Raw genomic sequence first — 23951 nt, forward strand, 5'->3', positions numbered from 1 at the left:
AAAAATATTTTTTAGTTTCAGACGGCTTTCTTAAGCATAAGGCCGTCTGAACCGGTTGGTTAAAATTTAAATACGCCGAAGATAAGGGTAGAGATGATGGTCATCAGCAAACCGATGGCACTTTCATAAGGAATCAGTTTGAGACGCTCTTTAATGTCCATGAAAACGCTGCCGCCTGTTGCATGGAAGAATGAGCCGTGAGGCATATGGTCAAGTACTGTTGCACCGGCATGAATCATCGCAGCACCAGCAATACCGGCGACACCGAGTTCAATTAAAGTACTACCGAATACATTAGAGGCTACAACTGTACCTGCTGTTGTAGAGGCGGTTGCCAGTGACATCAACATACCGGACATCGGGGCAAGGATGTAGGAAGGTAAACCCGAAGCAGTCAAGCCATCAATTAATACATCTTTTAAACCTGAATTGGCAATAATACCGGCCAAAGCACCGGTACCCAACAGCATGATGGCTACCGGCGCCATTTTGCCTAAACCACTTACTGCGTATTGGTTACCGCTACGGATTTTACCCATCAATAAAGCACCGACCAAACCGCCTACAGGCAAAGCGATCATAGGATCAATAGCAATGCCGGCGATAGGACGCAGGGCCAGTAATAAAATGGCAACAAGAGGAGCCGAGATAGCAGTAGCGAAGCTTGGCAGCTGTGTAGTATTTTCAACAGACACTTCTTCTGCTTTAACGCGAGAGCCTTTATTAATCAGTCGCTTCGCAAGGAAATAAGTAAATATCAAACCGAAAATTGCGGGAATGATACCGGCAGCCATGACTGAAGTAAGGGTTAAATCAAACGCATCCGCAGCGGCAATGGCATTGGGGTTAGGTGAGATAATATTACCGGCTTTACCACCACCGATCATGGCCAATAAAACGGCTGGTTTGGATAAGTCGACACGTTTGGCTAAGGCCAATGCAATTGGTGATACGGTGATGACGGCAACGTCAACAAATACACCTACAGCAGTTAAAATCATGGTTGCCACAGCTAAAGCCAAAAGTGCGCGGTTTTCGCCGAGCTTTTTGACAATCGTTTCTGCAATAGAGGTGGCAGCACCCGATTCAATCAACACACCGGCCAAGACACCGGCAGCCAAAATACGCATGACAGCCGTGGTGATGCCTTGTGCGCCTTCAATCATAAGCTTAACCGTCGCCGCCAAATCTGCACCGCCGATTAAGCCGCCAATTAATGCACCGGCGATCATGCCGTAAGCAGGCGGTACTTTTTTGAGAATAAGGAAAATAGCGACGCATAACGCTATGAGTGCGCCAAGAGCGGATACAGTAGGCATAGTTAATCTCCTAGTTTGTCAATTTGTGACATTATTATGTATGGAAATGTGTGTAAAGTCTTTGTGCGGATGTATAAAAAATACGCCATATAATCTGTTTTTTTATGCAAATTTATAATTTCATGGCATATCAACTATGGCACAATTGTTATGTCTACCCGATACCTAATCTTTTGTAATCAAGAGAAAATACTATGTCTGTTTACCCACTCAACACCGAGCTTGCCCAAAAAATTGTCGAACGTACGATGGACATCATCGGTTGTAACGTCAATATTATGGACATTAAAGGCAGAATCATTGCCAGCGGTGATGAAAACCGTATAGGCAGCATACACGATGGTGCATTATTGGTGCTTTCGCAGGGGCGCATTGTCGATATTGATGAACAGGTCACTAAAAACTTACATGGTGTTCGCCCGGGCATTAATTTACCCTTGCGCTTAGATGGCGAAACGGTCGGCGTTATCGGTTTAACCGGCGAACCGGAAAATTTGCGCGAATTCGGTCGTTTGGTGTGTATGACTGCCGAAATGATGCTGGAGCAGGCACAGTTGTTTGAAATGCTGGCGCAGGATGCGCGTTTGAAAGAAGAGCTGATTCTTAACCTGATTTCAACGGAAAAAATCAGTCCGTCAATGAACGAATGGGCGAAACGCCTAGGCGTGGATTTATCTACTCCGCGCGTGGTGTGTATCATTGAAGTTGATACCGGCGATCTGGATATCGAAGCCATCAGCAACGAATTACATAATCTGCAAAACCTGCTGCATTATCCCGAACGCGATAATTTAGTGGCCATTTTGTCCTTAACGCAAATCGTGATTCTCAAACCTGCTTTAGATTCGCTTGGCCGTTGGGATGTTCATAACCATATGGAGCGGGTGAAATTGCTGGTGTCACGTATGAGTGAGCAAACGTCATTAAACGTGCGCATCGCCTTGGGTAACTATTTCCCCGATTGTGAGGAAGAGACCAACAGTATTGCCTTGTCTTACCAGACGGCCAATACGACGTTGCAAGTAGGAAAAAACCGTTTTCCTGAACAGCGCATTTACAATTATCAAGAACTGATCTTGCCGGTATTACTCAACCAGCTGAAAGACGGCTGGCAGCGACGCGAATTGGAACGAACGCTCAATAAGCTCAAACAGGCAGATAAAAACGGTTTGTTGACCAAAACTTTGCTGGCTTGGTTTAATCACAACATGCATTCAGCAGAGACAGCTAAAGCGTTGTTTATCCACCGTAATACTTTAGAGTACCGTTTGCACAAAATTGCTGAATTGACCCGCTTGAATCTTGATCACACCGATGACCGTTTTTTGCTGTATATCGCTGTGCATATGGTGTAATTCATCTCGACTAAACAAAGGCCGTCTGAAAAACATTTCTGCTTTTCAGACGGCCTTTCATTATTAAACCAGTTGTTCGCCCCAATGCAGTTTTTGGCGCAGGGTTTTGAAATATTGGTAATCGGTGGTGTGCAACACACGCAGCGGATTGTGGTAGCGGCGGATAATCAGGCGGTCGAGGTTTTGGATGTCGTGGAACGATTGTCCGTCGAAATGCACGCGGGCATCGCCGCTTTTGGTGACCAAGATTTCGATTTCGCTGGTGTCACTCACGGCAATCGGGCGGTTGGTCATCGATTGCGGGCAGATCGGCACCAAGGTAAAGGCGCGTAAGCTGGCCTGTAAAATCGGGCCGCCGGCGGCTAAGGCGTAGGCAGTTGAGCCGGTCGGGGTGGATACAATCAAGCCGTCCGAACGCTGGGTGTAGACAAATTCTTGATTAATAAATACTTCAAATTCAATCATTTGGCCTGCTGCGCCGCGCGAGAGTACGGCATCGTTTAAAGCCAGTGAGCGATGAAGAATTTCACCGTCACGCACTAAATCCACTTCCAATAAAATGCGTTCTTCCGGCAGGTATTTGCCTTCCAAAACCGGCCGCAAATCTTCGACCATTTGTTCGCGTGGGATTTGGGTGAGAAAACCGAGATGACCCTGGTTGACGCCAATCATCGGAATGCCGCGTCCGGCCACTTCACGGGCGGCAGAAAGGAAAGTGCCGTCGCCGCCCAATACAATCACCAAGTCGCAATATTTGCCTAAATCGGCTTTGCAGCAGGTGGTGCAGAGTGGAATATCATCGGCAAGGATGCTGTGTTCGACGATGGTTTCTTCGTCTACATAGATGGCAAATCCGGATTGGCACAAAAACTCCACCAAAGTATGCACGGTGGCTTGGATTTCGGGTGTGTTCGGGCGGGTAACAATGCCGATGTTTTTGAATGGACTGTTCATGGCGGTGGAATAAGGGTAAGAGGCCGTCTGAAATCAGAGCCAGATATCGCGCTCGAGGCGATCGAGGCGGGCGTGTAGGCGGGCAACGTCGTCGCGCAGTTGATCGACTTCTTCCATCCATGCGGCCAGCGTGGTTTGGTCGATAACCGGCGATTCCGGTTCGCGGGAAAACTCGCTGATTTGCTCGGCGATGCTTTTGCCGATTTGTTTGACGGTATGGCCGATAACGGCAGCGCGGGTGGCAATGCTACCGGCGGCGGCATCACCGAAAATGCGGCTTAAATCGTCGTTGGCATAATAGCGTAGGCCGCCGAAAATCGGTAAAAGCGACATGCCTAGAATCAAATCGCCGTCGATGGCAATGTCGCCGACGCCGGGCTGCTCGCCTTGCAGGATTTTTTGAATGGCGCTGTTGTGGAAAGTGATTTCGGTATCGGGCGCATCGGCGGCGGCTTCTAAAAAGCCTTTTTCGCTGATGCGGCCGTGAATACGGAAACCGGCAATCTGAACGCTCAGGGTTTTACCTGCAAATCCGGCCAAATCATATTGATGCTCGGGATTCTGCTGAATCAGGTGGTTGATGACTGGAAGGAGGGCGGACATGGTTTTCTCTGAGGCCGTCTGAAAATAAAACAAACCTTGATTTTACAGACTTAAGCCGTGCACGCAAACGGTATTTACAATTTTCCCGCTGCTTTGGTCATCGGGATTGAAATCGGGCGCGGGCAAACCGAGCTTGGCAGCTTCGGCGGTATAGAATTCGGCGCGGGTCGGGTGCTTGGGTTCGACCACGTTTTTGATGCGCTTGCCGTCGGGATTCAAGGCCGTATGAAACAGCGCGGCCACGGCCAAATCCTGATGCACCACATTCACCGGCTGCTTGCCGCCGCTGATGTTGCGTTTCAACGCCAAACGCGTCACCGGATGGCGTTCGGCGGAATAAAGGCCGCCCAAGCGCAAAATATCGACATGGGGAATGGCACTGTTGAGCAGCAGGTTTTCCACGGTGGCAATCTGCTTGGCGTTGTCGGTTTGCGGGTTGAGTGGGCTGGTTTCATCGCACTCGCGCGCTCCATCGCCATAAACGCTGGTGCTGCTGGTGAAAATAATATGTTGCACATCAAGCGATTCGGCTAATTGCAGCCATTGTTGCAGCGCGGCGGTGTAATCGTGGAGTGAAAACGGCGGCAACAGGCAGAACCATGTCGGTTTGTCCGCCCAATGTGGTAAGGCCGTCTGAAAAGCGTTGGGCTGGTTTAAATCAACGGCATCAAGCTGAATCGGCAGGTTGATGTCGTCGGAAGTGAGGTGACGTTTGATGGCCGTCACCTCATAGCCGTTTTCGTAGAATTTTTGTGCCAAAGGGCGGCCAAGGTAGCCAAGGCCGAGAATGGCGCAAGCAGGGAGCGTTTCGTTCATGTTCAGACGGCCTTTTATTTTTGCCAGCTCGGTTGCGCCCATTTAGGTGCATCAACAAATTCATACGCCGCCATTTTGGCCAGCAAATCGGCCGGATTGTCGGCTACGCAGAGCAAATTCAAATTGGTTTGTGGCATAAAGCCTTGCGCAGCGGTTTGTTGCATTAAGTTGATCAATGGATCAAAAAAGCCTTCGATATTCAGGAGGCCGATGGGTTTGGTGTGTTGGCGCAGTTGGGACAGCGACAACACTTCAAACAATTCTTCGTAAGTGCCGATGCCGCCGGGCATGGCGATAAAGGCATCGGATAGCGTAATCATTTTGGTTTTGCGCTCGGTCATATCGGGCGTTTCGATAAGCTCGGTCAAGCCTTGGTGGGCAACTTCTTTTTCTCGCAAAAAGGTCGGAATCACGCCGATGACTTCGCCACCGTGCGCCAAAACCGCATCGGCGACCGTGCCCATCAGGCCGACTTTGCCGCCGCCGTACACCAAGCGGCTGCCGCGTTCGGCAATGGCTTGCCCCATGACTTGGGCAGCTTGATAAAAAGCAGGCGATTTACCTAAATTCGAACCGCAATAAACAGCGATGTTTTTCATATTATTGATTTTCTAAGTAAAAGCTGAGGCCGTCTGAAAATCCATTCTTTTTCAGACGGCCTGAATAAAAGTAAAAAATTAAACCGGCGGATTGCTGATTTTTTGGTCAAATTCAACCATATGATCCGGCAGCAGATAAGGGCGCAACAGGCTCAATGAGCGTTGCACACCGCGGGCTTTGGAATCTTCAGTCAATTTGGTGCGGCCTTGCAGCGAGCCGTCGAAGTCGAACCAGTATTTGGTCATGATCCACATATTCACGGCCAAGTCGTCAATGGCGGTTTTGTCGGCGCGGATGATGCCGTGGTCGTTGAGTTCGTTTAATAATTTTACCAATAATGGCGATACTTTGGCGTGGGTGAAGTTGTTGTGTTCGCCCAATAATTCGGCGCTGCGTGCCAACAAGGTGTTCACATCGCTAAACAGGAAGCGGTATTCCCACATCACAGTGTAAATGCCCGCCATATAGGTAATCGCGCCTTCGACGTCTTTTGGTAGCTCCGCTTCTTGCAGGTATTGCAGCAGGGCTTCGCTGTAGCGCTTGAAAAGCTGGATGATGATTTCATCTTTATTGCGGAAATGGTAATACAGGTTGCCGGGGCTGATGCCCAAGTGTGCTGCGATGTGGTTGGTGCTGATGTTGCGCTCGCCTTCTTCGTTAAACAAAACAAGGCTGGCATTAATAATGCGGGTGTAAGTGTTGATTTTGGGTTCTCGTACCACGTGATTATTCCTTAATGGTATAGATTACAAACTGTATGAAGCCGGCAGCCAGTTGGGTTCGGCATGCAGCGAGACTTGGAATTTTTCGGCCACTTCGCGGCAAATGTGTTGTGCCAAGCGGTAAACATCTTGGGCTTGGGCGTTGTGTTTATTCACCAACACCAAAGCCTGCTTATCATGCACGGCCGCACCGCCGATTTGGAAGCCTTTCAGACGGCATTGATCAATCAGCCAGCCTGCAGCCAGCTTGACCGTGCCGTCGGCTTGTAGATATTGCGGCATATTAGTGTATTTGCTCGATAATAATGCAGCTTGCTCGGCGCTGACAATCGGATTTTTAAAGAAACTGCCGACATTGCCGAGAATGTTCGGGTCGGGCAGCTTACTGTTGCGGATTGCACACACGGCATTCGACACATCTTTCGCCGTAGCTTCACGGACTTGGCAGATGGCTTCGACTGCGGCGGCCAAATCACCATATTTCAAATTAGGCGTGAAATGCTCTTTGAGCGCAAATACCACCGACACAATCACATAGCGACCTTTGCCTGCCTGCTTAAAAAAGCTTTCACGATAAGAAAATTGGCAATCGGCATTGCTCAATTCGACAAAAGTTTCGGTATCCAAATCAAAGCAGCGCACGCTGCGAATCACGTCTTTTACTTCCAAACCGTATGCACCGATGTTTTGTACCGGCGAAGCACCGACTGTGCCCGGAATCAGGCTTAAGTTTTCCAAACCGCTCAAGCCCAAATCCAGCGTGTGCAACACAAACTCATGCCAAATTTCACCGGCTTGCGCTTCGATATACACAAGGCCGTCTGAACGGCTGATTTCGCGCACGCCTTTATTCGCCATGTGCACCACCAAACCGGAATAATCTTCCATCAGCAGGATATTGCTGCCGCCACCCAACCACAAAACATTGTCGCGGCTGAATTCGGGCAGGCGGATGATTTCGCGGATATCTTCTGCCTGTTCCAAAACGGCAAAAGCATGGGCGTTGGCTTTAAGGCCGAAGGTGTTGTAAGGGGTCAGGTCGGTTTGATAACTGAGTTTCATGATAAAGCCTGAAGAAAGGTTTCAGACGGCAGAGCATGAGGCCGCCTGAAAAAAATAATAATATTATAATATATCACTTACTTTCAGACGGCATATGATAAGGCCGTCTGAAATTTATCGTGTATAGGATTTCACAAAGGATTTGCTGCACAATTCCAAGCACCAAACCAATGCAATCGCGGCAATGGTGAGCGATACGATTAAGGCTGTCCAAAAGCCGTTTAAGCCCATGTCGAAGCGGTAGGCCAAGATGTAGCCCGGCAGCAAGCCGCACAGCCAAAACGCCACCGCATGGATATACATCGGCACTTTGGTGACTTTATAGCCGCGCAAGGCATAAGAAGCAATGCACTGGGTCGAGTCTGATAGTTGGAACACCGCCGCCAGCAGCAACACGCCCGCAGCAATGTTCAATACCATCGCATCATCGGTGTACATGCCTGCCAAAGGATAACGCAATGATACCAAAGCCAAGGCAGTGATAACAGCCAATGCCCAGCCTAAAATCAATGATACGCCGGAAATATAGCGGGCGCGGGCAAATTGGCGGCGACCGAGTGCAAAGCCCACGCGCACAGTCGATGCGGCGCCAACGCTTTGCGGCACCATATAAATAATGCCGGTCAGGCTGATGACGACTTGCTGCGCGGCCACATAATCTTCGCCCAAACGCGCCACCAAAAACACGATAAAGGTAAACGCGCTGGCTTCCAAAAAGTAAGACAGGCCAATCGGCGCGCCCAGTTTCCAAAAGTTTTTAAACGCTGCCCAATCGGGCTTGCTGAAGCGGTCGGTGAGCTTGAATTTCTTGAAATAATCCTGCTTGGTCACATACAACCACAAAGCAATGGCGTTGAACCAAAACACCAAAGCCGTTGCCAAGCCGCAGCCCGCACCGCCTAAAGCCGGCATGCCGAATTTGCCGTAAACAAACATATAATTGAGTGGCACATTCAGGAAAAACGCCGCCACGCTCACCCACATAATTACGCGCGGTCGGTTGAGGCTGGAGGCATAAGCATGCAGCGCACGGTGTATCATCGCCGCGGGCATGGCCAAGCCGGTAAAAATCATATACAGCGCCATCGTGTCTTCGATGTAGTCGCCCAAATCCAGCCAATTGCGAAAAGGCACAATTACCGCCCACATCAGCAGCATACCGAACACGCCTAACGCCAGCCCGAACCACAAACCTTGTCGGCCGGTTTCACCGACTTCATCGAATTTAGCAGCGCCGTTGAGCTGGGCGATGATGGGGTTGAGCGCGGTCATGATGCCGATAAAGGTGATGAAAATCGTGGCAAACGCGCCGCTGCCCAAAGCCACGGCGGCCAAGTCTTCCTTACCCGCGCCACCGGCCATCACGGTATCGACGAAACCGATGCCGACCTGCGCCACTTGCGCCAACAGCATCGGCACCGCCAGCAGAATCAAATGGCGGATTTCTTTTTTGAAAACGGGAACAGGGTAACGGTTGATATCGAGAAACATGACAATGGCACAGAAAATAAAACAGGCCGTCTGAATATTCAAACGGCGCGGAATCGTTAAAGTCGTATTATAGGTTAAATCAGGGTAGGCGGATAGATTGTTTCGGGTGGTATTAAATCAGGTTTTTCAGGCTGAGACCTTTGCAAAATCCCTATGGCACATTTCTTCGTTGTGCGCTGCTCGAAAGCTTTTATATCTTAGTGACATGTCTTCGCTTTCTGTGCTGCTACAACTTTGAACTGTACCCAAATCTAGGGTTTTGCAAAGGTATCAGGCCGTCTGAACGATAAAGCAATATATCAAAAGGCCGTCTGAAAGCATGATTCACTTTCAGACGGCCTTTGATGAATGTCAGCAGCCAAATCCAATCAATTTACATAAGATTCGGCTTTGCTTTCATTACAGTGCAGCCAAAGCAGCGTTCAAAGTAGCGCTTGGGCGCATGGCTTCAGAAGCCAACTCTTCGTTCGGGCTGTAGTAGCCTTTGATGTCCACAGCTTTGCCTTGGCCGGCAGCCAATTCTGCCACGATTTTGTCTTCGTTGGCAGTCAGGGTTTCGGCCAATGGCGCGAACTTGGCTTTCAATTCAGCATCTTTGTCTTGAGCGGCCAATGCTTGTGCCCAGTAGAGTGCGATGTAGAAGTGGCTGCCACGGTTGTCGAGTTCACCGGCTTTGCGTTTTGGTGATTTGCCGTTCAACAGCAATTGCTCGGTCGCAGCGTCTAAAGTGTCGGCCAAAACTTGGGCTTTGCTGTTGCCGGTTTTTTGTGCCAAATGCTCAAACGATACTGCCAAGGCCAAGAATTCGCCCAAAGAATCCCAACGCAAGTGGTTTTCTTCCAAGAATTGTTGTACGTGTTTCGGAGCAGAGCCACCCGCGCCGGTTTCAAACATGCCGCCGCCGTTCATCAAAGGCACGATAGACAACATTTTCGCGCTGGTGCCCAATTCCAAAATCGGGAACAAGTCGGTCAGGTAGTCGCGCAATACGTTGCCGGTTACCGAGATGGTGTCTTCGCCTTTTTTGATGCGTTCCAAGCTGAACTTGGTGGCTTCTACCGGTGACAGAATGCGGATGTCCAAACCATTGGTATCCAAGTCTTTCAGGTAGGCTTCTACTTTATTGATCAAGCTCTTGTCGTGTGGGCGTTTTTCATCCAGCCAGAACACGGCAGGGGTGTTGCTCAAGCGTGAGCGGTTTACTGCCAATTGCACCCAGTCTTTCACCGGCGCATCTTTGGTTTGGCACATGCGCCAGATGTCGCCGGCTTCAACATCATGTTTCATCAATACTTCGCCTGAAGCATCAACCGCTTCTACCACGCCGTCGGCTTCGATTTCAAAAGTTTTGTCGTGCGAGCCGTATTCTTCAGCTGCTTGCGCCATCAGGCCGACGTTTGGCACAGTGCCCATGGTGGTCGGGTCGAATGCGCCGTGTTCGCGGCAGAAATCGATGGTGGCTTGATATACGCCTGCATAGCTGCTGTCTGGAATCACGGCTTTGGTGTCTTGCTGCTTGCCTTCTTTATCCCACATTTGACCCGAGTTACGGATCATCGCAGGCATAGACGCATCGACAATCACGTCGCTTGGCACGTGCAGGTTGGTAATGCCTTTGTCGGAATCTACCATTGCCAAATCAGGGTTGGCCGCATATACGGCAGCGATTTCGGCTTCAACCGCAGCTTTGGTTTCAGACGGCAGTTTGTCCAAGTTGGCCAATAAGTTACCGAAACCGTTGTTTACGTTAACACCGGCAGCAGCCAATTCGTCACCGAATTTTTCGAATACAGGGGCAAAGAAAGCTTTGACGGCGTGACCGAAAATAATCGGGTCAGACACTTTCATCATGGTCGCCTTCATGTGCAATGAGAACAGCAAACCTTGCTCTTTGGCTTCTTTCACTTGCTCATTCAAGAAGCTCACCAAGGCTTTTTTGTTCATCACGGTTGCGTCGATGATTTCGCCGTCTTTCAGGTTAACTGGTTTGCGCAATTCTCTTTTGTTGCCTTGTTTGTCGGTGAAGACAATAGACACAGAAGTGGCGGCTGGTACGGTAACCGATTGTTCATTATGGAAAAAGTCACCACTTTGCATGGTGGCAACGTGGGTTTTGGAATCTTTAGACCAAGCGCCCATGCTGTGTGGGTTTTTCTTGGCAAAGTTTTTCACGGCTTTAGGCGCGCGACGGTCAGAGTTGCCTTCGCGCAAAACAGGGTTTACCGCGCTGCCTTTAATGCGGTCGTAGCGCTCGCGGATGGCTTTTTCTTCGTCGGTTTTCGGGTCGGTCGGGAAATCCGGCACAGCAAAACCTTGCGCCTGCAATTCTTTAATCGCAGCAGTCAGTTGCGGCACAGACGCGCTGATGTTCGGCAGCTTGATCACGTTGGCTTCAGGCTTTTTCACCAGCTCGCCCAATTCGGCCAAAGCATCCGGCACGCGTTGCTCTTCTTTCAAGAAATCCGGGAAAGTGGCCAAAATACGGCCGGCCAATGAAATATCTTTGGTTTCCACGTCGATGTCGGCGAATTGGGTAAACGCACGCACGATAGGCAGGAATGATTTGGTTGCCAAAGCAGGTGCTTCATCGGTGTGGGTATAGATAATGGTGGCTTTGTTAGTCATAGAGATTCTCTTGTAGGTTAAGGTTTTTCTTTTCCATGCCAAGCGGTATGGCACGCGTTATTATGGCACAATTTAAAGGAGTTGGGGGAATGCAATCATTATCAATAAACTAGTTCTTTGGTATAGGAAAAGGACGTCTGAAAAGAGAGGTGGGTAAAGTATGAATATCGGCTATAGGGTAAAACAAGTAGGGTGAAACCAAGCTAATATTGCTGTTCAGAGCAAATGATTACTTTTGTTCCCAATTAATTCAGATGTTTATTGAACCATCCTTTTTTCATGCTTGACAGCCCAGCTGCAAACCAGTATAGTTCGGACTTCCTTAGGAGTAATGGCTGAGAGGCTGAAGGCACTTCCCTGCTAAGGAAGCATGTGGGGTCAACCTGCATCGAGGGTTCGAATCCCTCTTACTCCGCCAGAACAAACAAAACCCGCTGATTAGTCAGCGGGTTTTGTTTTGGTATTTGCACATTGATTGTGTTATTAACCATAATGACGTAAACGTGTTCGATTGGTGTGCGGTTGCTGCTCGAATATCCAACATAATATTGAGGCCGTCTGAATGAATGATTTGCTCGTTTTAAACAAACCTTATGGCGTGATTTGCCAGTTTTCGCCGCATGAGAAACACCCATGCTTAAAAGATTATGTTGAGCAACCGGGTTTTTATCCGGCTGGGCGTTTGGATACGGATAGTGAAGGTTTGTTATTGTTGACGAATAATGGGCGTTTGCAGGCCAGAATCGCCGATCCGAAGTTTAAGCAGGAAAAAACTTATTGGGCGCAGGTGGAAGGTGTGCCGGATGAGGCGAAATTGGATGTGTTACGCCGTGGCGTGGATTTGGGGGATTTTGTGACGCGACCGGCCAAGGTGCGTGTGTTGAGCGAAGGCGAAGCGGATAAACTGTGGCCGCGTCAGCCGCCGATTCGGGTGCGTAAAACGGTGCCGGATTTTTGGCTGGAAATTAAGATTACTGAAGGCAAAAACCGCCAAGTGCGTCGCATGACGGCGAAGGCCGGTTATCCGTGTTTGCGTTTGGTGCGGGTGGCAATTGGGCGCTTGAATATTTTTGAATTGGATTTGGCTTTAGGGGAGTGGCAGTTTGCGCCGCATCAGCCTTGAATATTTATGATAAAAGGCCGTCTGAATGTTCAGACGGCCTTTGACGTTTGCAATGTATTGTCGCGTGTTTCAGCGATTTTTATTAGTGGTGGGTATGACCGATTTGGAAAGTGAGTGTGGTGTAGTTAGACTCTTTTTCGCAGACTTTTTGGTCGCGGAAATCGGTTTTATGCTCAACGTTGACTTTCCAGAAACCTTGACGCAATGGGATGATGTCCACTTCGCCTTTGTCGTTGGTCACGTCATAGAATGCTTGCGCTTCTACTTTGTGGGTTTTGCTGCGGTCGCTGTTGTCAAAGCCGTCGAAAGTTGCGGTTACCGGATGGTTGGCCAATGGCTCGCCGCGGTACAACACGCGTACTTTAAAGCGTTCGCCGACGTGCACGTTAGCCGGATTGTCGAGCGGTACGATTTCTAAGTTTTGGCCGACTTGTTTGGTGATGATGGCGGTGTCTGCGCTTTCATGGCCAACGTTGACGATGTTTTTGCCATACATGCGGCTTTCTTCGCAGTAGGTGGCATCAGTCATTTCGGTTTTATTCACGCGTTTCCAACCGGCGGCATTTTTTGACCAGAAAGTTGGTTGGTATTCGGCAATCACCAAGTAGCTGCCGTCTTTAACTGGGCGGTTGCTGCGGTATTGGTAGTTGAATTGGCCTTTTTGAATCAGGTTTTCTTTGCCTTTTTCGGTCACCAGTTGCAATGGTTTGAAAATGTTAAGGCGGTCTTTGGCGATTGGCTCTAAATCCGGAAATTCACCATAGCCCAGTTCGGCTGTCAGGTATTCGCCGCCATGGGTGTGGGCAGTTTCAACCCATACGCGGTGGGCGTGTGCGGCGGTGGACAGGAACAATGCGGAAGTAATCAGTAAAATAGATTTTTTCATGATGGGTGTTCTCTATAAAAGTGGGTGGGTCAATTAAAACGGTGAGTTATGGTATAACACACTTTAAACAATGTAAACGATTTTGTTATAGGGTAACAAAATGCCGTCTGAAATCAATTTCAGACGGCATTTAATGTTGAATTAAGCTTGTAACGGTTTCAATTGATAAACCAAATTTTCGGCTTTGACTTTAAACAGCAAATCGATGTTAGGGTGTTTGCCCGGATTGGCTTCGGCATCGGCTACGTGTTCGGCAAACAAGGCTAAACCGCGTTCGGCTGCGGCGGCGTTTAGTTGGTTATCGAATTCTTGCGCCAGCGCGTGATAGAGTTTTAATGAACCGAGCTTGCCCGGTGCAGCAGGAATGTGGTGAATGGTTTCGCCTTGCTCATTGTGAACGTCTAGGCCGCTTAAGTGGTCGATTGCAGGCATGGCAGCCAGATTGTCTTGAAAGCTCATGATGTTCCTTAATTTGATGGGTGGGGAAAAGGAGGAACAGGCCGTCTGAAAGCGGATATTTTTCAGACGGCCTGTTTATTTGAATCAGCGCGTACCGAAAATCTTATCGCCGGCATCGCCCAAGCCCGGGATGATGTAGCCGTCTTCGTTCAGATGGCTGTCGAGCGCGGCGGTGTAGATGGTTACATCCGGGTGCGCGTCATTAACGATTTTCACGCCTTCGGGTGCGGCAACCAATACCAAGGCTTTGATGTTTTTGCAGCCTTTGGCTTTCAACAAATCAATGGTGGCAACCATCGAGCCGCCGGTGGCCAGCATAGGGTCGATAATCAAGGCAGGGCGCTCGTCCATGCTGTCGACGAATTTTTCAAAGTAGGAAACCGGTTTTAAGGTTTCTTCGTCGCGTTGCAGGCCGACCACGCTGATTTTTGCGGTGGGAATCAAATCCAATACGCCGTCGAGCATGCCCAAGCCGGCACGCAAAATCGGCACCACGGTTAAGGTTTTGCCTTTGATGCGGTCGCCTTCAATGCGGCCGCACCAGCCGTCGATGATGTATTTTTCCATGTCGAAATCGCGGCTGGCTTCGTAGGCCATCAGGCGGGCGAGTTCGGTGGCGAGTGTGCGGAATTTATAGGTGCTGCATTCGGCTTCGCGCATTAGGGTTAATTTGTGTTTGACCAAGGGATGGTCGATGACGGTCACATTCATTGCTTCTACTCGATGTCTGGTAAAGTGGGTTTATTATACTTTTTTTTGGGTGTCGCGCAAACAGTGCAAACCATGCAAAAGGCCGTCTGAACAGGGTTTCAGACGGCCTTTGTCAACAATTAGGCTTTTAACACTTCTTCCAATTCGCCGGCTTCAAACATTTCCATCATGATGTCGGAGCCACCGACGAATTCACCGTTAACATACAGTTGCGGAATAGTTGGCCAGTCGCTGTATTCTTTAATGCCTTGGCGCACTTCGTCGTTTTCCAACACGTTAACCGTTACGTAATCAGTGCAGTTGACTGCGTTCAAAATTTGCACGGCGCGAGATGAAAAGCCGCATTGCGGGAATTGTTTGGTGCCTTTCATAAACAAGACAACGCGGTGGGTGGTGACAACTTCTTTGATTTGATCATGAATGCTCATGTGTGATTCCTTTAAAACAATCGGAGTGATTCGGTTTGAACGTCATCATTATACGCAAGTTGCGGGAATTTAAAATGACTCTTTTGCTGCGCTGGAGAGTAAATAAGGCGTAACGGATGAAATTCAAGCAAAGGCCGTCTGAAAATATAAACTTTGTTTTTCAGACGGCCCATTGTTATTTGCGCTGCAACACCGCGGCAAAGAAACCATCGGTATGGTGAACTGCAGAATCCATGCGCAGGTATTTGCCGGTGTTTAAATCCACTTTGGCGGCGGCGAGCAATTCGCTGCTGTCGATCAATTCAAACTCGGGGTTTTCAGCCAAGAAATGCTCGACCTGATGTTCGTTTTCTTCCGGCAAAATGCTGCAGGTGGCATACACCAAGCGGCCTTGCGGTTTCACCAGTTTGGCCGCAGCGGTGAGAATGCTGTGTTGTTGTTCCAATAAATTGGACACAGTTTCCGGCGATTGGCGGTATTTCAAATCGGGGTTGCGGCGCAATGTGCCCAAGCCTGAACACGGCGCATCAACCAAGACGCGGTCGGCTTTGCCGGTGAGTCGGGCGATGCGGCTGTCGTGTTCGCTGCTGATACGCTCGGGGTTGATGTTGGTCAGGCCGGCGCGGGTCATGCGCGGCTTGAGGTTGGCCAAGCGTTTTTCGGCGATGTCGAAAGCGTAGATGCGGCCTTTGTTCGCCATTTGCGCCCCAATGGCCAAGGTTTTACCGCCCGCACCGGCACAAAAATCGACCACGATTTCACCGCGTTTGGCGCCGACCAATAAAGCCAGCAATTGGCTGCCTTCGTCTTGCACTTCAACCGAACCGTCAAGAAACAATTCGTGTTTGTTCAAGGCGATTTTGTTTTTCAGGCGGATGCCCCACGGTGAAAACGGCGTGGCTTCGGCGCTCGGCTCTTCGGCTTGCAAGGCGGCCAAGACTTTGTCGCGTTTATTTTTCAAGGTGTTCACGCGCAAATCCAACGGCGCAGCTTGGTTGACGCTGCGGCCGAAAGCGAGAATTTCTTCATCGTTGTAATGGGTTTGCAATTGCGCAATCAGCCATTCCGGCAGTTCGGCAGCGGTGTGCAGGCCGTCTGAAAATTCGGCTTTGCGCGCTTTTAGATGGCTGAGAAACTCGGTTTCTTCTTCGTCAAGCAAATCTTGGATTTTGCCGATGTTGACGCTGCGGCCGAGCACCAATGCCGCCAGCGCGGCTTTACGCGATTGGGCATGTGGGCGGCGCAATACGGCGGCAATTTTTTGATAATGGCGCAAGGCAGCGAACGCTGTTTCGGCGATTTCGTGGCGGTCTTGGCGGCCGAGTTTTTTATGTTCGCGGAAGTAGGCGGACAAAACGGCATCGGCAGGTTGCTTGAAAGTCAGCATGTCAGCCAGCAATGCGGCAGTGTGTTCGAGTTGAATCGGTGTCATGGGCTTGGTTACTTTAAATCATGGAATGGGTCGATTATACGGGATTTTCAGACGGCCTGAAGATGAGGGCGTCTGAAAAAGCAGCTAGGCAACAGATTGGTTGGCGCTTACACGCTTTTCATGATGCGTAATATTTCGTGCCAATAGCCGTCGGGGCGCAGTTCCAATACCGCGACCAAACCGCTGTCGATTTGGCACACGGCTTCGGCATTTAAGGTTTCGGCTTCAATCACGCGGGCGGGGGCGAGGTAGGCCATGCGGTCGAGCAGGTAATAACGCGTATCGGTGCGGCTGAAATCGTGTGTGTTCCAGTCGGCCAGATACACGCCGCGCCAAGCATAAGGATTGAGCGGTGCTTGGAAATCAGCAAAACCTTCGGCAAAAAAGCCGATGCCGCGCACAATCGAAGCCGGTTGTAAATCGCTGGGTAATTGCTGTTGCTGCAAGGTTTTGAGGCCGTCTGAAAATTTCAGCAGCATTAGTTGCTGCGGTAATTTATTAGCTTTGTCGGCTAAGCAGTCTTGCTGGTTTAATCCGCGCAAATCATCAAATTTTCCACTGGCGCTGCCGTAATATTTACATGTTAATTCAATATGATAAGCTTTGCCGTTGAGCTTAACGATAAAATCCGCCGCGCCGATGGTGAGGCCGTCTGAAACCACTTGCAGGTTTTGTGCCAACAATTCGGTATGCGGTGCGTGGCTGAACCAAAACGCCAACAAATGTTCGGCATATAAACCCAAACGGCGGCCAAACGGAGCGTGTTGCGCCAGATAATCGGTAAGCGGCTGCGGATTTTGGTCGAGCGAGAGCAGGTAGCAGAAACCATGTTCGCCCAGTAATTCGCGCACCGGCAATTCTGCGCCGCTGTGCCACAAGGGCGGGGCGGTGAGCAGGGTAGCCAACTCGCGCACGGGCTGGCTGGTGAGTTTCCACCATAAGGCATCAAGAGCGTAATTCATAAGGGTATCTTACTTTCAGACGGCCTTTTATCAATCAGGCCGTCTGAAAAATTAATCTTTTAAACGTTGTTTTAAGGTGTTAAAAAAGCCGCGCAAAATGTCGATGTCTTCCGTTTGCGTGTTGGCACGGCCAAACAGGCTTTGCATGCGGCGCATCAGGCGTTCGCTGTTGCGGCGTTTGAAAAAGTCCACATCGTGCATTAAGGATTCCATGTGCGACACCATGCCTTTGATTTGCTCGTGTGTGGCGGCGTGGTCTTCCTGTTGCAAATGTGTCATCGGTACATCGGTTTGGCTGAAAATTTCATAGCACACCACTTGCACGGCTTGGGCGAGGTTCAGCGAGAAATAATCGGGGTTGCCGTTGATGGTCATCAAGCGGTTGCAGGCTTGTACTTCTTCAATCGACAGGCCGAATGTTTCGTTGCCAAATACTAAGGCCACTTGTTCTCCGTTGGCTGCCGCTTGTAATAACTCAGGCACCAATTGGCGCGGAGTTTGCAGCGGTGCCGTGATTTCACGACGGCGGCTGGTGAGTGCGCAACTGATGGTGGTGTCGGCCAAAGCTTCATCTAAAGTGGCGACGATTTTGGCGTTGGCCAATACATCTGCTGCGCCTGATGCCAGCGTGAAGCTTTCTTCCGGTAATTGGAAATTTTGCGGATTTTGCGGGTCGAACACAGGCGGGTGTTCCGTCATCGGCGTGGCCATCAGGTTGGGCGCGACAATGGTGAGCTTGTGCAAACCCATGGTTTTCATGGCGCGCGCGGCTGAGCCGATATTGGCCGGATGGCTGGTGCGCGTGAGAATGATGTGGATGTGGTTTAAATAGTCGGGCAGAGCGGGTTTGGCAATCATGTTTGTTTCGGTTTCAAAGCTAATCGGTTATAATGCAGCATACTTCCATTTCTTTCAGACGGCCTTTATGAAAACAGGCCGTCTGAAAATCTGAAACGTTCTTTAACAACATTGGAAACGTGAAAACGTTGCGCTTGGTGTGTGTGCGGTTGCTGCGCGTCAGGCGGTATTGTACCTTATTTAGAAAGAAACCCATGAACCCGATTTTAAATACTGCCTTTAAAGCTGCCCGTCGTGCCGGCCAGATGATGACCCGTGCCAGCGGCAATCTGGATACTGTCAAAATCGACAGCAAAGCCTTCAACGATTTTGTTTCCAATGTTGATCGTGAATCAGAAATGATTCTGGTGGATGCGCTTAAAGAAGCCTATCCACATCACAAAATCACCTGCGAAGAAACCGGTTCTCACGGTAAAGACAATGCCGAATACGAATGGATTATCGATCCTTTAGACGGCACCACCAATTTCCTGCATGGTCATCCCCAATATGCGATTTCTATGGCGCTGCTGCACAAAGGTGTGTTGCAAGAAGCCTTGGTGTATGCACCGGAGCGCAATGATTTGTATATGGCTTCGCGTGGTAAGGGTGCATTGCTGAATGACCGCCGTATCCGCGTTTCCAGCCGCATCGAGTTAAACCGTTGCTTGATTGGTACAGGTTTTCCGGTAGTTGATCAAAGCATGATGGACAAATACTTGGCTATTTTGAAAGATTTCTTGTCGAAAACTGCCGGTGGCCGTCGCGAAGGTGCGGCTGCGTTAGATTTGTGCGCGGTGGCTTGTGGTCGTTTGGATGGTTTCTTTGAATTTAACCTGAAACCTTGGGACATTGCAGCCGGTGCATTGATTGTGCAAGAAGCGGGCGGCATTGTGACTGACATGAAAGGCAACGAAAGCTGGTTGGAAACTGGTGATGTAGTGGCCGGTAATCCGAAAGTGTTGGCGCAAATGTTGCAGATTATTGCTGCGCATCAGTAAGTTAAGCTGATTGCAAGAGGTCGTTTCAGACGGCCTCTTGTTTTATATGGTTTGCACTGTCTCAGCAATGAATACATGATGATTGGTTGATTCTTGCCTTGTATAAATAATCACTTTGCTGACAGTATAAAAAAACGTGTACTTTTGGTAGTGTATCGATACCTTTTATCTGAGAAATGATGAGAAATGTTAAATATGATGATATGCTGTGAACATTAACAGGCTGTCAATCAATTAAATTACAAGAATTTCTTAGCCCATAACAAACACATATACGGATACACTTGTTGTGAATCATATGCAAACCCCATTTTCCCATCTCATGCCATTCAGCGCCCGCCAATCGGGGTTTCTGAAAAAAATCTCTTTATTCTCGATTGTCTGCATGATGTCTGCGCAAACTGTTTCCGCGCACGATCTTAAAGATATTCTTAAAGCATCCCTGCTTTCCGATCCAACTGTATTGGAAGCGAAAGCCACGGAAGAGTCTGCGAAAAGCACCACCAAAGCCACCCGTGCCGGTCACTATCCGATATTGACCTTGACCGGTGTTCAAGTATTGGCTGAAAAAAACCAAGACCGAAGCGATGTGAACTGTCCCCCAATTCTTGGACAAGTTAATAATCTTTCTCAAACAGCCTGTTCAAGCTGGGTTCTGTAAGCCACAGGACTCAGCTTTTTTAAATTCAAACTAATACGTTCATGATTATAGTAATGTATATAATCATCTATCACTCTGGTCAATTCTGCCACCGATAACACACCTTCCTGATAGAAGCTCTCCACCTTCAATGTCCCGAAGAAACTCTCCATCGGTGCATTGTCCCAGCAATTCCCTTTGCGCGACATGCTCTGCACAATGCCTTTCTCAGCCAGCTTTTCCCGATAAGCCTGGGTTCGGTAAAGCACACCTTGGTCAGAATGCAGCAGCGGGGTCAGCCCTTTCAGACGGCCGAATGCCTTATCCAGCATCTGCATCACCATCTTGCTGTCCGGCTTTCTACTGAGCTCATAAGCCACAATCTCACGATTGAATACATCCAATATCGGCGATAAGTACAGTTTGCCGTCGGTGCATTTAAACTCGGTCACATCGGTCAACCATTTAGCTCCTGCTTTATCGGCAGTGAATGCACGCTTAAGGATGTTTTTCGAGGTCTCGCCTATAACTTGCGGACGATAGGCTTTTTTGTTGCGCACTTTGGCTTTTAAACCCAATAGTCTCATAATACGTTGCACTTTCTTTTTATTCCACGACAATACGGCACCAATCCGGCGTTGGCCGTAGCGGCCTTTGTGTCGGTGATAGACTTCACTCACCGCTGCTTTGGCTTCTATATCGGGATCAGGTCTGCCGATGTGGTAGTAGAAACTGCTTTTGGGTATGCCGGCACTGTGCAACAGGTATTTCAGCGGGTGCTTCGCCCTCAGCGTTTGAACGGTTTCGCAGCGTTGGCGGCGTTCTTTTCGTTGAGGGCTTTCATGTGCTTTAGGTAGTCGTTCTCCGCCCTCATGTAGCGTAATTCTTCAATCAGCTCTGCCTGAGTTTTTTCATGGTCGGGTTTGTCGACGATAAAGGGATTCTTGCGTTTGGTCTGCATAGTCTTCATAAGCGTAGCCTGTGGGTGTTGAAGTGCGGTTATACCTCCTTGTCGGTAGGCGGCAATCCAACGGCGCAGATGTGTGCGTGAGACGTTGAAATGGTCTGCGGTGCGCTGTTGGCTGTGCACTTGTTGGTAATGAAGTACGGCTCGGTATTTGAAGTCTAGTGTATATTTGGACATAAGAAAACTGCACCTTTTTAAGTTGGGGGGAAAGTGTCCAACTTTTGGGGTGCAGTTCACATTTCCTTTCAGACGGCCTATCTTTTGTTTCACATTACACGATTAATAATGAATCACGCTGCGAATTGATTTACCTTCATGCATCAGGTCAAAAGCGGTGTTGATCTCTTCCAAAGGCATGGTGTGGGTAATGAAATCGCTCAAGGCAAATTCGCCGCGCATGTATTGGTCGATGATGCCCGGCAATTCGCTGCGGCCTTTTACGCCGCCGAATGCCGAACCACGCCATACGCGGCCGGTAACCAATTGGAACGGACGGGTGGAAATTTCCGCTCCGGCCGGTGCCACACCGATAATGATGCTTTCCCCCCCAGCCTTTGTGGCAGCATTCCAAAGCCGCGCGCATTACTTCCACATTGCCGATACATTCAAACGAATAATCCACACCGCCATCGGTCATCTCGATAATTATTTCTTGAATCGGTTTATCGAAATCTTTCGGGTTGATAAAATCAGTTGCGCCAAGCTTTTCCGCTAAAGCAAATTTAGACGGATTGGTGTCGATACCGATGATGCGGCTGGCGCCACTCATGCGTGCGCCGATAATCGCAGCCAAACCAATGCCGCCCAAGCCGAAAATCGCTACGGTGTCGCCGCGTTTAACTTTAGCCGTATTCATCACCGCCCCCATGCCGGTGGTTACGCCGCAGCCCAGCAAGCACACTTCTTTCAAATCGGCTTCAGGTTGGATTTTGGCTAAAGACACTTCGGCTACAACGGTGTATTCCGAGAAGGTTGATGTGCCCATATAGTGGTAAATTGGTTGGCCGTCTTTGAAAAAGCGTACGGTACCATCGGGCATCAAGCCCTTGCCTTGGGTGGTGCGGACAGACGAACACAAGTTGGTTTTGCCCGAAATACAGAATTTGCATTTGCCGCATTCGGCGGTGTAAAGCGGAATCACATGATCGCCGACGGCAAAATCAGTGACTCCTTCGCCGACAGCTTCGACAATACCGGCACCTTCATGTCCCAACACACAAGGGAACACGCCTTCCGAATCTTGTCCGCTCAATGTGTAAGCATCGGTGTGGCACACGCCGGTGGCGACAATGCGTACTAACACTTCGCCTTTTTGCGGCGGCATTAAATCTAATTCTTCGATTTTTAAGGGTTCATTCGGCACCCAAGCAACGGCGGCACGGGTTTTAATAAATTCCATGGTTGGCTCTCTCTGTTGTGGTTATATCTGAACATTATACCGCACATAAACGCTTCTCATATTTTCAGACGGCCTTTTAAGTCGATTTCCGCTATAATGAGTGTTTTTGAACAAGATTATTTGCATCATGAAACACATCCACATTATCGGCATCGGCGGCACCTTTATGGGCGGCGTGGCAGCCATTGCCAAAGAAGCAGGTTTTCAAGTCAGCGGCTGCGATGCCAAAATGTATCCGCCGATGAGTACCCAGCTGGAAGCCTTGGGCATTGCCGTACATGAAGGCTTTGATGCCGCCCAGCTGGATGAGTTTCAAGCCGATGTGTATGTGATTGGTAATGTCGCCAAGCGCGGCATGGACGTGGTTGAAGCCATATTAAACCGCGGCTTGCCGTATATTTCCGGCCCGCAATGGTTGGCAGAAAACGTATTGCATCATCATTGGGTTTTGGGCGTAGCCGGTACACACGGCAAAACCACCACCGCTTCCATGCTGGCCTGGGTGTTGGAATATGCAGGTTTGGCGCCGGGGTTTTTGATTGGCGGCGTACCGCAGAATTTCAGCGTGTCGGCGCGCTTGCCGCAAACCCCACGCCAAGATCCCAACAGCACATCACCATTTTTCGTGATTGAAGCCGACGAGTACGACACCGCATTTTTCGATAAACGCAGCAAATTCGTACATTACCGACCGCGCACCGCCATCTTAAACAATCTCGAATTTGACCATGCCGATATTTTTGCCGACTTGGGTGCGATTCAAACCCAATTTCACCATTTGGTACGCACCGTACCTTCAGACGGCCTGATTGTGGCCAACGGCCGCGAAGAAAGCATCCACGAAACCTTAGACAAAGGCTGCTGGACACCGGTCGAGCTCTTCGGCAACCAAGCCGGCTGGCAAATCGGCGAAGCAGACGGGCAGGGCGGCTTTGACGTCTTTTTCAAAGGCGAACACGTCGGCCATATCGCTTGGGCATTATTGGGTGAACACAACCGCCTGAACGCACTGGCTGTAATCGCCGCTGCACGTCATGTCGGTGTAGATATTCAGACGGCCTGCGAAGCCTTAGGCCAATTCCAAAACGTGAAACGCCGCATGGAAATCAAAGGAACAATCAACGGCATAACCGTTTACGACGATTTCGCCCACCATCCGACCGCGATTGGTACCACCGTGGCCGGTTTGCGCCAAAAAGTCGGCAGTGCCCGCATCTTGGCCGTATTGGAACCACGCTCCAATACCATGAAACTCGGCACCATGAAAGCCGCGCTGCCCGAAAGCCTGCGCCAAGCAGACCAAGTATTCTGCTATGCCGGAGGCGTGGATTGGGATGTGGCCGAAGCCTTAGCATCATTGGGCGATAAATTGCATGTCGGCCAAGATTTTGAGGCTTTTGTGGCCGAAATTGCCAAACAGGCGCAAAGCGGTGATCAAATTTTAGTTATGAGCAACGGCGGCTTCGGCGGCATTCATTCTAAGCTGCTTGGAGCCTTGAAATAATACAAAGGCCGTCTGATATTTTTCAGACGGCCTTTTATTGATAGTAAAAACAATA

The 23951-nt window shown here is 49.6% G+C and carries 23 protein-coding genes, 1 tRNA gene and 1 pseudogene; 6 read left to right on the forward strand and 19 right to left on the reverse strand.

Going from position 1 to position 23951, the window contains the following annotated elements; genetic code table 11:
• Positions 1-59: 59 nt before the first annotated feature.
• Positions 60-1319 carry a GntP family permease gene (locus GJV52_RS10695; protein ID WP_095502907.1) on the reverse strand — a complete coding sequence of 420 codons (1260 nt, stop codon included), beginning with the start codon at positions 1317-1319 and terminating at the stop codon, positions 60-62.
• A gap of 194 nt (positions 1320-1513) precedes the next feature.
• Here GJV52_RS10695 and GJV52_RS10700 point away from each other — a divergent pair, with 194 nt between their 5' ends.
• Entirely contained in the window at positions 1514-2674 is a 1161-nt protein-coding gene (locus GJV52_RS10700) for a CdaR family transcriptional regulator (protein WP_100564118.1), read from the forward strand.
• A 63-nt stretch (positions 2675-2737) separates the two neighbouring features.
• Here the strand turns inward: GJV52_RS10700 and GJV52_RS10705 are convergent, their stop codons facing one another.
• The 8 genes from GJV52_RS10705 to GJV52_RS10740 all read right to left on the reverse strand — a co-directional run bounded on the left by GJV52_RS10705 (position 2738) and on the right by GJV52_RS10740 (position 11547).
• The gene (locus GJV52_RS10705) at positions 2738-3628 is read right to left on the reverse strand and encodes an NAD(+) kinase (RefSeq protein ID WP_100564121.1); all 891 of its coding nucleotides are present in this window, start codon (positions 3626-3628) and stop codon (positions 2738-2740) included.
• Between the two features lie 33 nt (positions 3629-3661).
• On the reverse strand, positions 3662-4231 hold the full coding sequence (locus tag GJV52_RS10710) for a ubiquinone biosynthesis accessory factor UbiJ (RefSeq protein ID WP_095502904.1): 570 nt from the start codon (positions 4229-4231) through the stop codon (positions 3662-3664).
• Between the two features lie 42 nt (positions 4232-4273).
• Positions 4274-5047, reverse strand: coding sequence for an SDR family oxidoreductase (locus GJV52_RS10715; protein WP_100564133.1), 774 nt, complete (start codon positions 5045-5047; stop codon positions 4274-4276).
• 14 nt (positions 5048-5061) lie between these two features.
• Positions 5062-5646, reverse strand: a complete 585-nt coding sequence (locus GJV52_RS10720) for an LOG family protein (RefSeq protein ID WP_095502903.1) — start codon at positions 5644-5646, stop codon at positions 5062-5064.
• Between the two features lie 78 nt (positions 5647-5724).
• On the reverse strand, positions 5725-6369 hold the full coding sequence (locus tag GJV52_RS10725; protein WP_095502902.1) for a TetR/AcrR family transcriptional regulator: 645 nt from the start codon (positions 6367-6369) through the stop codon (positions 5725-5727).
• A gap of 24 nt (positions 6370-6393) precedes the next feature.
• Entirely contained in the window at positions 6394-7431 is a 1038-nt protein-coding gene (gene murB / locus GJV52_RS10730) for a UDP-N-acetylmuramate dehydrogenase (protein WP_154143180.1), read from the reverse strand.
• Between the two features lie 114 nt (positions 7432-7545).
• A complete protein-coding gene (locus tag GJV52_RS10735; RefSeq protein ID WP_095502900.1) occupies positions 7546-8922 on the reverse strand; it encodes an MATE family efflux transporter in 1377 nt (458 codons plus the stop codon).
• 399 nt (positions 8923-9321) lie between these two features.
• A complete protein-coding gene (locus tag GJV52_RS10740) occupies positions 9322-11547 on the reverse strand; it encodes an NADP-dependent isocitrate dehydrogenase (protein WP_100564123.1) in 2226 nt (741 codons plus the stop codon).
• Positions 11548-11872: 325 nt separating this feature from the next.
• Here GJV52_RS10740 and GJV52_RS10745 point away from each other — a divergent pair.
• Positions 11873-11965, forward strand: a tRNA-Ser gene (locus GJV52_RS10745).
• A 144-nt stretch (positions 11966-12109) separates the two neighbouring features.
• Complete coding sequence (locus tag GJV52_RS10750) at positions 12110-12670, forward strand: pseudouridine synthase (protein WP_100564125.1); 561 nt, start codon at positions 12110-12112, stop codon at positions 12668-12670.
• 82 nt (positions 12671-12752) lie between these two features.
• Here the strand turns inward: GJV52_RS10750 and GJV52_RS10755 are convergent, their stop codons facing one another.
• The 7 genes from GJV52_RS10755 to GJV52_RS10785 form a co-directional block, all read right to left on the reverse strand.
• The gene (locus tag GJV52_RS10755) at positions 12753-13556 is read right to left on the reverse strand and encodes a DUF4198 domain-containing protein (RefSeq protein WP_095502897.1); all 804 of its coding nucleotides are present in this window, start codon (positions 13554-13556) and stop codon (positions 12753-12755) included.
• 141 nt (positions 13557-13697) lie between these two features.
• On the reverse strand, positions 13698-14015 hold the full coding sequence (locus tag GJV52_RS10760; RefSeq protein WP_095502896.1) for a DUF2322 family protein: 318 nt from the start codon (positions 14013-14015) through the stop codon (positions 13698-13700).
• Positions 14016-14099: 84 nt separating this feature from the next.
• Positions 14100-14726 (reverse strand): uracil phosphoribosyltransferase, encoded by a 627-nt coding sequence (gene upp, locus GJV52_RS10765; protein WP_100564127.1) that lies wholly within the window; start codon positions 14724-14726, stop codon positions 14100-14102.
• Positions 14727-14845: 119 nt separating this feature from the next.
• Entirely contained in the window at positions 14846-15154 is a 309-nt protein-coding gene (gene grxD / locus GJV52_RS10770) for a Grx4 family monothiol glutaredoxin (RefSeq protein WP_096295380.1), read from the reverse strand.
• A 175-nt stretch (positions 15155-15329) separates the two neighbouring features.
• Positions 15330-16586, reverse strand: coding sequence for an RsmB/NOP family class I SAM-dependent RNA methyltransferase (locus tag GJV52_RS10775; protein WP_100564129.1), 1257 nt, complete (start codon positions 16584-16586; stop codon positions 15330-15332).
• 107 nt (positions 16587-16693) lie between these two features.
• Entirely contained in the window at positions 16694-17548 is an 855-nt protein-coding gene (locus GJV52_RS10780; protein WP_095502892.1) for a DUF1853 family protein, read from the reverse strand.
• A gap of 51 nt (positions 17549-17599) precedes the next feature.
• Positions 17600-18406 (reverse strand): RNA methyltransferase, encoded by an 807-nt coding sequence (locus GJV52_RS10785; protein ID WP_095502891.1) that lies wholly within the window; start codon positions 18404-18406, stop codon positions 17600-17602.
• Between the two features lie 194 nt (positions 18407-18600).
• Between GJV52_RS10785 and GJV52_RS10790 the strand changes: the two genes are divergently transcribed.
• A complete protein-coding gene (locus GJV52_RS10790) occupies positions 18601-19386 on the forward strand; it encodes an inositol monophosphatase family protein (RefSeq protein ID WP_095502890.1) in 786 nt (261 codons plus the stop codon).
• A 298-nt stretch (positions 19387-19684) separates the two neighbouring features.
• On the forward strand, positions 19685-20047 hold the full coding sequence (locus GJV52_RS13460) for a TolC family protein (protein ID WP_100564131.1): 363 nt from the start codon (positions 19685-19687) through the stop codon (positions 20045-20047).
• Here the strand turns inward: GJV52_RS13460 and GJV52_RS10800 are convergent.
• The 3 genes and pseudogenes from GJV52_RS10800 to GJV52_RS10810 all read right to left on the reverse strand — a co-directional run bounded on the left by GJV52_RS10800 (position 20017) and on the right by GJV52_RS10810 (position 22392).
• A complete protein-coding gene (locus tag GJV52_RS10800; RefSeq protein ID WP_154212900.1) occupies positions 20017-20910 on the reverse strand; it encodes an IS3 family transposase in 894 nt (297 codons plus the stop codon). The genes GJV52_RS13460 and GJV52_RS10800 overlap by 31 nt on opposite strands.
• Complete coding sequence (locus GJV52_RS10805) at positions 20814-21170, reverse strand: helix-turn-helix domain-containing protein (RefSeq protein ID WP_100563122.1); 357 nt, start codon at positions 21168-21170, stop codon at positions 20814-20816. Before GJV52_RS10805 ends, GJV52_RS10800 begins: the two co-directional genes overlap by 97 nt.
• 102 nt (positions 21171-21272) lie before the next feature.
• A pseudogene (locus GJV52_RS10810) lies at positions 21273-22392 on the reverse strand (S-(hydroxymethyl)glutathione dehydrogenase/class III alcohol dehydrogenase).
• Between the two features lie 127 nt (positions 22393-22519).
• Between GJV52_RS10810 and mpl the strand changes: the two are divergent.
• Entirely contained in the window at positions 22520-23896 is a 1377-nt protein-coding gene (gene mpl, locus GJV52_RS10815; protein ID WP_100563850.1) for a UDP-N-acetylmuramate:L-alanyl-gamma-D-glutamyl-meso-diaminopimelate ligase, read from the forward strand.
• The last annotated feature ends 55 nt before the right edge of the window (positions 23897-23951 follow it).

Origin of the sequence: Neisseria brasiliensis, from assembly GCF_009671065.1 — a bacterium.
Lineage (GTDB): Bacteria > Pseudomonadota > Gammaproteobacteria > Burkholderiales > Neisseriaceae > Neisseria > Neisseria brasiliensis.